This window comes from Streptomyces torulosus (assembly GCF_001419765.1).
In the GTDB taxonomy this organism is placed as follows: domain Bacteria; phylum Actinomycetota; class Actinomycetes; order Streptomycetales; family Streptomycetaceae; genus Streptomyces; species Streptomyces torulosus.
In genome coordinates, this window is sequence record NZ_LIRK01000529.1 from 1 (window position 1) to 7,962 (window position 7,962).

The 7,962-nt window shown below is 67.0% G+C and carries 8 protein-coding genes and 1 pseudogene; 7 read left to right on the forward strand and 2 right to left on the reverse strand.

Annotated elements, in window-relative coordinates:
- A partial coding sequence (locus AOK23_RS32105) for a hypothetical protein (protein WP_055716076.1) occupies positions 1–399 on the forward strand: 399 nt, incomplete at its 5' end.
- 81 nt (positions 400–480) lie between these two features.
- Here AOK23_RS32105 and AOK23_RS32110 read toward each other — a convergent pair.
- Positions 481–786 carry a ferredoxin gene (locus AOK23_RS32110; protein ID WP_055716077.1) on the reverse strand — a complete coding sequence of 102 codons (306 nt, stop codon included), beginning with the start codon at positions 784–786 and terminating at the stop codon, positions 481–483.
- A gap of 242 nt (positions 787–1,028) precedes the next feature.
- Here AOK23_RS32110 and arc point away from each other — a divergent pair, with 242 nt between their 5' ends.
- From arc to prcA, 6 genes and pseudogenes are all read left to right on the forward strand, one after another.
- Entirely contained in the window at positions 1,029–2,795 is a 1,767-nt protein-coding gene (gene arc, locus AOK23_RS32115) for a proteasome ATPase (RefSeq protein ID WP_055716078.1), read from the forward strand.
- Positions 2,796–3,028: 233 nt separating this feature from the next.
- Positions 3,029–4,540, forward strand: a complete 1,512-nt coding sequence (dop, locus tag AOK23_RS32120; RefSeq protein WP_338056543.1) for a depupylase/deamidase Dop — start codon at positions 3,029–3,031, stop codon at positions 4,538–4,540.
- A 189-nt stretch (positions 4,541–4,729) separates the two neighbouring features.
- Entirely contained in the window at positions 4,730–4,948 is a 219-nt protein-coding gene (locus AOK23_RS32125) for a ubiquitin-like protein Pup (RefSeq protein ID WP_055540795.1), read from the forward strand.
- Positions 4,949–5,064: 116 nt separating this feature from the next.
- A pseudogene (locus tag AOK23_RS45865) lies at positions 5,065–5,576 on the forward strand (endonuclease VII domain-containing protein).
- The gene (gene prcB / locus AOK23_RS32130; protein ID WP_055716080.1) at positions 5,528–6,373 is read left to right on the forward strand and encodes a proteasome subunit beta; all 846 of its coding nucleotides are present in this window, start codon (positions 5,528–5,530) and stop codon (positions 6,371–6,373) included. The pseudogene AOK23_RS45865 and the gene prcB overlap by 49 nt, the downstream one beginning before the upstream one ends.
- Before the next feature lie 69 nt (positions 6,374–6,442).
- Positions 6,443–7,180, forward strand: a complete 738-nt coding sequence (gene prcA, locus AOK23_RS32135) for a proteasome subunit alpha (RefSeq protein WP_055540797.1) — start codon at positions 6,443–6,445, stop codon at positions 7,178–7,180.
- A gap of 99 nt (positions 7,181–7,279) precedes the next feature.
- Here the strand turns inward: prcA and AOK23_RS32140 are convergent.
- Positions 7,280–7,962, reverse strand: a 683-nt coding sequence (locus AOK23_RS32140) for a LacI family DNA-binding transcriptional regulator (protein WP_055716081.1), incomplete at its 5' end; no start/stop codon positions are given.

The following is a 7,962-nucleotide window of genomic DNA, read 5'->3' on the forward strand; positions in this document are numbered from 1 at the left end:
CTCCTTGATGACGACGTCGACCTGCCCCTGGACTGCGGCCCCGTCGACGTCGTCATCAAGGAGCAGGCATCCGGGGACCTCGACGGTGACCGCCGCCCCGAGACCGTGGCCGTCGTCCACTGCGACGCCGCCATGGGCACCCCGCCCGACGCCGTCTACGTGCTCACCCGCTCCACCGACGCCGCACGGCCCCGCGTCGTGGCCACCCTCGTCGCCCCCAAGGACCGCGACACCGTCACCGACTTCGCCGTCCGTGACGGAGCCGTCACGGCCACCCTGCACGGCTACTCCTCGCGCAACGTGCCCAATTGCTGTCCCGACGTCACCGACGACGTCGAATGGCAGTGGCGGAACGGGGCGTTCGTACGCTCGACACCCGCAGGCACCCAAAGCGTGTGACATCCCGCCCAACGGGATGTGATCACCCGGCAAACCCGGTGTGAGAAAGCAGACACGGCATGGCGCGGAGTGGCCGACCGGTCACTCCGCGTCCGGGCCGTACACCTCGACCCTGTCCGAAACCCGACGTACGTGGATGCACTCACCCGGACACTCCTTCGCCGAGTCCACCACGTCCGTCAGAAGCGGCAGGGGAACCGGCGTCGTCGCCCCAGGAGCCTGCAGCAACTCGGCGTCCACGCTCTTCACATACGCCAGCCCGTCGATGTCCAGCTCGAACACCTCGGGCGCGTACTGCGCGCAAATACCGTCACCGGTGCACAGGTCCTGGTCGATCCAGACCTCGAGCGCCTCGCCCACGGTCCCGGACTCCTGTTGCACGGTCATCTCTCCTGCCATTCCTCTCGCCACGGTCGGGAACCATGCAGGCCCTGACGGGTGTTGAACACTTCGACCCTACCCGGACCGGCTTCCCAATCATGTTCCGTGGGTATTCCCCTGGCGTGAGGGAGAGCGCAAGGGTGAAGATCGGACACACCCCGACCGTCTTTGTGATCTAGGGGTTTCAATCGACACCCACCCAGGTAGGGTCTGGAAGCGTCCAGCTCCCCTTGGAGGAGGTGAGGACCGTGGCAGCCCACGACGACGACATGAACCGCGGCATCCGCCCGGGACGAGGGTCCGACGACCCGGCCGGGCAGATTGCCTACCTTGAGCAGGAGATCGCCGTCCTGCGACGCAAGCTCGCCGACTCTCCGCGACACACGAGGATTCTCGAAGAGCGGATCGTCGAGCTGCAGACCAACCTGGCCGGCGTGTCCGCGCAGAACGAGCGGCTCGCCAACACGCTCCGTGAGGCCCGCGACCAGATCGTGGCCCTCAAGGAAGAAGTCGACCGGCTCGCACAGCCCCCGGCCGGCTTCGGTGTCTTCCTCACGGCGAACGAGGACGGCACGGCCGACATCTTCACCGGAGGCCGAAAGCTCCGCGTGAACGTCAGCCCGAGCGTCGACCTGGAAGAGCTCCGGCGCGGCCAGGAAGTCATGCTCAACGAAGCGCTCAACGTGGTCGAAGCCATGGAGTTCGAGCGCGTCGGGGACATCGTCACCCTCAAGGAGATCCTCGAGGACGGCGAGCGCGCCCTGGTGCTCGGGCACACCGACGAGGAACGGGTGGTACGGCTCGCCGAGCCGCTGCTGGACGTCACCATCCGCCCCGGCGACGCCCTGCTGCTCGAACCCCGCTCCGGCTATGTCTACGAGATCGTCCCGAAGAGCGAGGTCGAGGAACTCGTCCTCGAAGAGGTCCCGGACATCGGCTACGAACAGATCGGCGGCCTCGGCGGCCAGATCGAGGCCATCCGCGACGCGGTCGAGCTCCCGTACCTCTACCCCGACCTCTTCAAGGAGCACGAGCTGAGGCCGCCCAAGGGCGTCCTCCTCTACGGGCCCCCCGGATGCGGCAAGACGCTCATCGCCAAGGCCGTGGCCAACTCACTGGCCAAGAAGGTCGCCGAAGTGACCGGCCAGGCCGCAGGCAAGAGCTTCTTCCTCAACATCAAGGGACCCGAGCTCCTCAACAAGTACGTCGGTGAGACCGAGCGGCAGATCCGCCTCGTCTTCCAGCGTGCGAGGGAGAAGGCCAGCGAGGGCACCCCCGTCATCGTCTTCTTCGACGAAATGGAGTCCCTCTTCCGCACCCGCGGATCCGGAGTCAGCTCGGACGTGGAGAACACCATCGTCCCCCAGCTGCTCGCCGAGATCGACGGCGTGGAAGGCCTGCAGAACGTGGTCGTGATCGGCGCCTCCAACCGCGAGGACATGATCGACCCCGCCATCCTGCGCCCCGGCCGACTCGACGTGAAGATCAAGATCGAGCGTCCCGACGCCGAGGCCGCCAAGGACATCTTCGGCAAGTACCTCACCGAGCGCCTCCCGCTGCACTCCGACGACCTCGGCGAGCACGGCGGCAGCAAGGCCACCACCGTCCAGAGCATGATCCAGACGGCAGTGGAACACATGTACGCCGAATCCGAGGAGAACCGCTTCCTGGAAGTCACCTACGCCAACGGAGACAAGGAAGTCCTCTACTTCAAGGACTTCAACAGCGGCGCCATGATCGAGAACATCGTCGGCCGCGCCAAGAAGATGGCGATCAAGGACTTCCTCGAGAAGAACCAGAAGGGCCTCCGCGTCTCCCACCTCCTCCAGGCCTGCGTGGACGAGTTCAAGGAGAACGAGGACCTGCCCAACACCACCAACCCGGACGACTGGGCCCGAATCTCCGGAAAGAAGGGCGAACGGATCGTCTACATCCGTACCCTGATCACCGGAAAGCAGGGTGCCGACACCGGACGCTCCATCGACACGGTGGCGAACACCGGACAGTACCTGTAAAAGACAGGGCGGCTGCGGGTGCCCTCCATGGGTACCCGCAGCCGACTGTTTTTCGGGTCACGGCTGGAGCAGTCAATGACGCAAATGATCTCCCCACCAGCGCGAAGCCGTTCTAGGCTCGTTCGTACCGCCGAGTCGCGCAGTGCGGGGACGGGCACCGCACACGCACCGGAGCGCCAGCGGTACTTGAGCAGCGTCCCCGACCGAGGACGCCGCCGGGCAAGGAGGGCCGCATGACCGTACGGCGAGTAATGGGCATCGAGACGGAGTACGGGATCTCCGTCCCCGGCCACCCCAATGCCAATGCCATGCTCACCTCGTCCCAGATCGTCAACGCCTACGCCGCGGCGATGCACCGGGCCCGCCGGGCCCGCTGGGACTTCGAGGAGGAGAACCCGCTGAGGGACGCGCGAGGCTTCGACCTCGCCCGTGAGGCCGCCGACTCCAGCCAGCTCACCGACGAGGACATCGGCCTGGCCAACGTCATCCTCACCAACGGCGCACGCCTCTACGTCGACCACGCACACCCCGAATACAGCGCCCCCGAGGTCACCAACCCCCGGGACGCCGTCCTCTGGGACAAGGCCGGCGAACGGATCATGGCCGAAGCCGCCGAACGGGCGGCCCAGCTCCCCGGCGCACAGCCGATCCACCTCTACAAGAACAACACCGACAACAAGGGCGCCTCCTACGGCACGCACGAGAACTACCTGATGAAGCGGGAGACCCCCTTCTCGGACATCGTGCGCCACCTCACGCCGTTCTTCGTCTCCCGCCAGGTCTTCGCCGGCGCCGGACGCGTCGGCATCGGCCAGGACGGCCACGAACACGGCTTCCAGCTCAGCCAGCGCGCCGACTACTTCGAGGTCGAGGTCGGCCTGGAGACGACCCTCAAGCGCCCCATCATCAACACCCGCGACGAACCCCACGCGGACGCCGAGAAGTACCGCCGCCTCCATGTGATCATCGGCGACGCGAACCTCTCGGAGATCTCCACCTACCTGAAGCTGGGCACCACCGCCCTGGTCCTCTCCATGATCGAGGACGGCTTCATCGCCGTCGACCTTGCCGTCGACCAGCCCGTACGCACCCTCCACCAGGTCTCCCACGACCCGACGCTGCAACGCCTCATCACGCTCCGCAGCGGACGCACGCTGACCGCCGTGCAACTCCAGATGGAGTACTACGAGCTGTCGCGCAAATACGTGGAGGAGCGGTTCGGGGCGGACGCCGACGACCAGACCAAGGACATCCTCAGCCGCTGGGAGGACACCCTGAACCGCCTGGAGAACGACCCCATGAGCCTCTCCGGAGAGCTCGACTGGGTCGCCAAGCGGGAACTCATGGAGGGCTACCGGCGCCGTGACGGCCTCGACTGGGACGCCGCCCGGCTGCACCTGGTCGACCTCCAGTACGCCGACGTACGGGCCGACAAGGGCCTGTACAACCGCCTCGTGGCCCGCGGCAAGATGAAGCGGCTCCTCGACGAGACGGAGGTCGAGCGGGCCCGTACGAAGCCGCCGGAGGACACCCGCGCGTACTTCCGCGGCCGCTGCCTGGAGCAGTACGCCGACGACGTCGCGGCCGCCTCCTGGGACTCCGTGATCTTCGATCTTCCGGGCCGGGATTCGCTCCAGCGGGTTCCAACCCTCGAACCCCTTCGCGGAACGCGAAATCACGTCAAGGAGCTCCTGGACCGCTGCCGCACGGCAGAAGACCTGGTCAAGGTCCTGTCCGGCGGCTGAACCAGGGTTCGAACCCGATCAGCCGGGCAGGGTGGAAACAGCGCTGTCCGGGAATCATCGAGGTGGTTCCCGGACGTTGTCGCAACAACGGGGCCAATGTCAGACCGGGCTTGTAGGGTCTGATCATGACCGATCGGCAGGAAAGCCGACCTGCCGACCATGTCGGGCGAACTGAGCGGGGTGAGGGTTATGGCGACCAAGGACACCGGCGGCGGACAGCAGAAGGCCACCCGTTCCACCGAAGAGGTCGAGGAGCAGGCGCCCGAGGCGCAGGCCGGCGAGGACCTCAAGGAACGACACGAGAAGCTGAGCGACGACGTCGACTCAGTGCTCGACGAAATCGATGATGTGCTCGAAGAAAACGCCGAGGACTTCGTGCGCTCCTTCGTTCAGAAGGGTGGAGAGTGATTTCACCTTCGAGACGAAGGTGGCGGGGGTAGGGGTTGGGAGAGCCTGAAGATGTGAAGCGCTGCTCGCGGTGTAAGGAGTGCAGGCCGCGAGCGGCCTTCGCCAGCAACGAGGCGATGCGTGACGGTCTCCAGGCGTACTGCAGGGAATGCTCCGCGGCGTACTACCGGCAGCGCCAAGATGTGCGTGGCAAAAAACCACGACCGCGAGTTGCTGCGCCTGAGGGGCACACGTACTGCCAGCGCTGTGGAGAGATCAAGCCGCACTCGCAATGGGATCGCAACAGAACAGCATCGGATGGCCTCTCGACGCGGTGCATGGCGTGCCGGGCGATCGAGGGTCGTGCAGGCCATCTGAGCGTCATTACGGCATGACCGAAGCCGAACGTGACGAGATGATCGCATCCCAGATGGGGCTCTGCGTGATCTGTTTGAAAGCCCCGGCCGTTCATGTGGATCACTGCCACAAGACGGGTAAGGTCCGAGGCGTACTGTGCTTCAACTGCAATTCGGCCATCGGCAAGTTGGGAGATGATCCCGACGCTGTTCGTCGGGCTGCCGCCTACTTGGAAGGATCCTCGTGGAAGCCAACACTCGTAGCACCGGGCGTCTACCAGCTGCCTTCCTGACGCCTGGGTCGTCGTCCTTCATGGACTTCCTGTCGGAGCACCAGCCGGAGCTGCTGCCCGGCAAGCGGCAGCTGCCGCCGACCCAGGGCGTGATCGAGGCTCCGCACGGCACGACGATCGTGGCCGTGACGTTCCCCGGCGGTGTGGTGCTCGCCGGTGACCGACGGGCCACGATGGGGAACATGATCGCGCAGCGGGACATCGAGAAGGTGTTCCCCGCTGACGAGTACTCGGCGGTGGGTATCGCCGGTACGGCCGGTCTGGCCGTGGAGATGGTCAAGCTGTTCCAGCTGGAGCTGGAGCACTTCGAGAAGGTCGAGGGGGCCCAGCTCTCCCTGGAGGGCAAGGCGAACCGTCTGTCGACCATGATCCGTTCCAATCTCGGCATGGCGATGCAGGGGCTGGCGGTGGTCCCGCTGTTCGCGGGCTACGACGTGGACCGGGAGAAGGGCCGCATCTTCTCCTACGACGTGACGGGCGGCCGTTCCGAGGAGACCGGTTACGCGGCCACGGGTTCCGGCTCGATCTTCGCGCGCGGTGCCATGAAGAAGCTCTTCCGTGAGGATCTGACCGAGGAGCAGGCCACCACGCTCGTGGTGCAGGCTCTGTACGACGCGGCTGACGACGACTCGGCGACCGGTGGTCCCGATGTCGCACGCCGGATCTACCCGATCGTCACCGTGATCACCGAGGGCGGCTTCCGTCGACTCACCGACGAGGAGTCCTCCGGGATCGCCCGCTCGATCCTGGAGCGGCGCCTGGAGCAGCCCGACGGTCCGCGGGCCGCGCTGCTCTAGCCGGTCCGGCGCAGACGGCCCTCTTATCAAGGTGATCCAGTGACTTCGACAGAAAGGGACGGATAACCGGTGTCGACGCCGTTCTATGTCTCACCCCAGCAGGCCATGGCCGACCGGGCGGAGTACGCCCGCAAGGGCATCGCCCGTGGCCGCAGCCTGGTCGTGCTGCAGTATGCCGACGGCATCGTGTTCGTCGGCGAGAACCCGTCCCGTGCGCTGCACAAGTTCAGCGAGATCTACGACCGGATCGGTTTCGCGGCCGCCGGCAAGTACAACGAGTACGAGAACCTGCGGATCGGTGGTGTGCGCTACGCCGACCTGCGGGGGTACACCTACGACCGTGACGATGTGACCGCTCGCGGTCTCGCGAACGTCTACGCCCAGACGCTGGGCACGATCTTCTCCTCGGCGGCCGAGAAGCCGTACGAGGTGGAGCTGGTCGTGGCCGAGGTGGGGGAGACGCCCGAGGGCGATCAGATCTACCGTCTGCCGCACGACGGCTCGATCGTCGACGAGCACGGTTCGGTCGCGGTGGGTGGTAACGCCGAGCAGATCAGCAGCTATCTGGACCAGCGTCACCAGGACGGTATGTCCTTGGCGGAGGCCCTGAAGCTGGCGGTCCAGGCGCTGTCGCGGGACACCAACGGCACGCAGCGGGAGATCCCCGCCGAGCGGCTGGAGGTGGCGGTCCTGGACCGTACGCGTCCGCAGCAGCGCAAGTTCAAGCGCATCGTCGGCCGTCAGCTGGCCCGTCTCCTGGAGACGGACGGCGCGTCCACGGAGGCCGAGAGCTCCGAGGAGGAGTAGGCCGGAGTCCAGCGGTAGCCCGCCCGTAGTGCGCCCCGGCCGATCATGGCCGGGGCGCGCGGCGTTGGTGGGTGGTCGCCGCTCACCTGGATGGCGTATTCAGGCCCCTGCGCGGGCCGTGGAGCCCCGTACGACGAGTTCCACGGGGATGTCTCCCTCCTGGGGCGTGCGGCCCTCCAGGACCGCCAGGAGGGCGGCCATGCCGCGTTCCCCGAAGGTTTCGGCGTCGAGGCGTACGGTCGTGAGTTCGGGGTCGAGAGCGGTGGCGAGGCCGAGGTCGTCGACGCCGGTGACGGAGATGTCGTCGGGGACCCGGAGTCCGAGGCGGCGCAGGGCCTTGTAGGCGCCGGCGGCGAGTTTGTCGTCGTCGCAGACGACTGCGGTGGGCCGGGGGCCGTCGGGCCCGGTGAGCGCGGCCTCCGTGGCGGCCAGGGCGCCCTCGATGGAGATGGGCGCGGCTACCGTCCGCAGGGTGGTCCCGGCGACCGCGGCGACCCGTGCGGTGAGTTCCTGCGCGCGTACCTCGAAGGTCCAGGAGGGGACGTCGGCGGCGAGGTGCAGGAAGTGGCGGTGGCCCAGGGCGAGGAGGTGGTCGGCGACCTGTCGTGCGCCGTCCCCGATGTCGAGGTTGACGGTGACGGCTCCGTGGCTGCCCCGGGGGTCGCTGTCGAGCATCACCAGGGGCAGCTGGTCGCCGCGGATGGCGCTGAGGGCGTCGGCGGCCATGGAGGAGGCGATGACGCCGTCGAGGGCGGCCTGGGCGGAGGCGAAGGGGTCGCGGG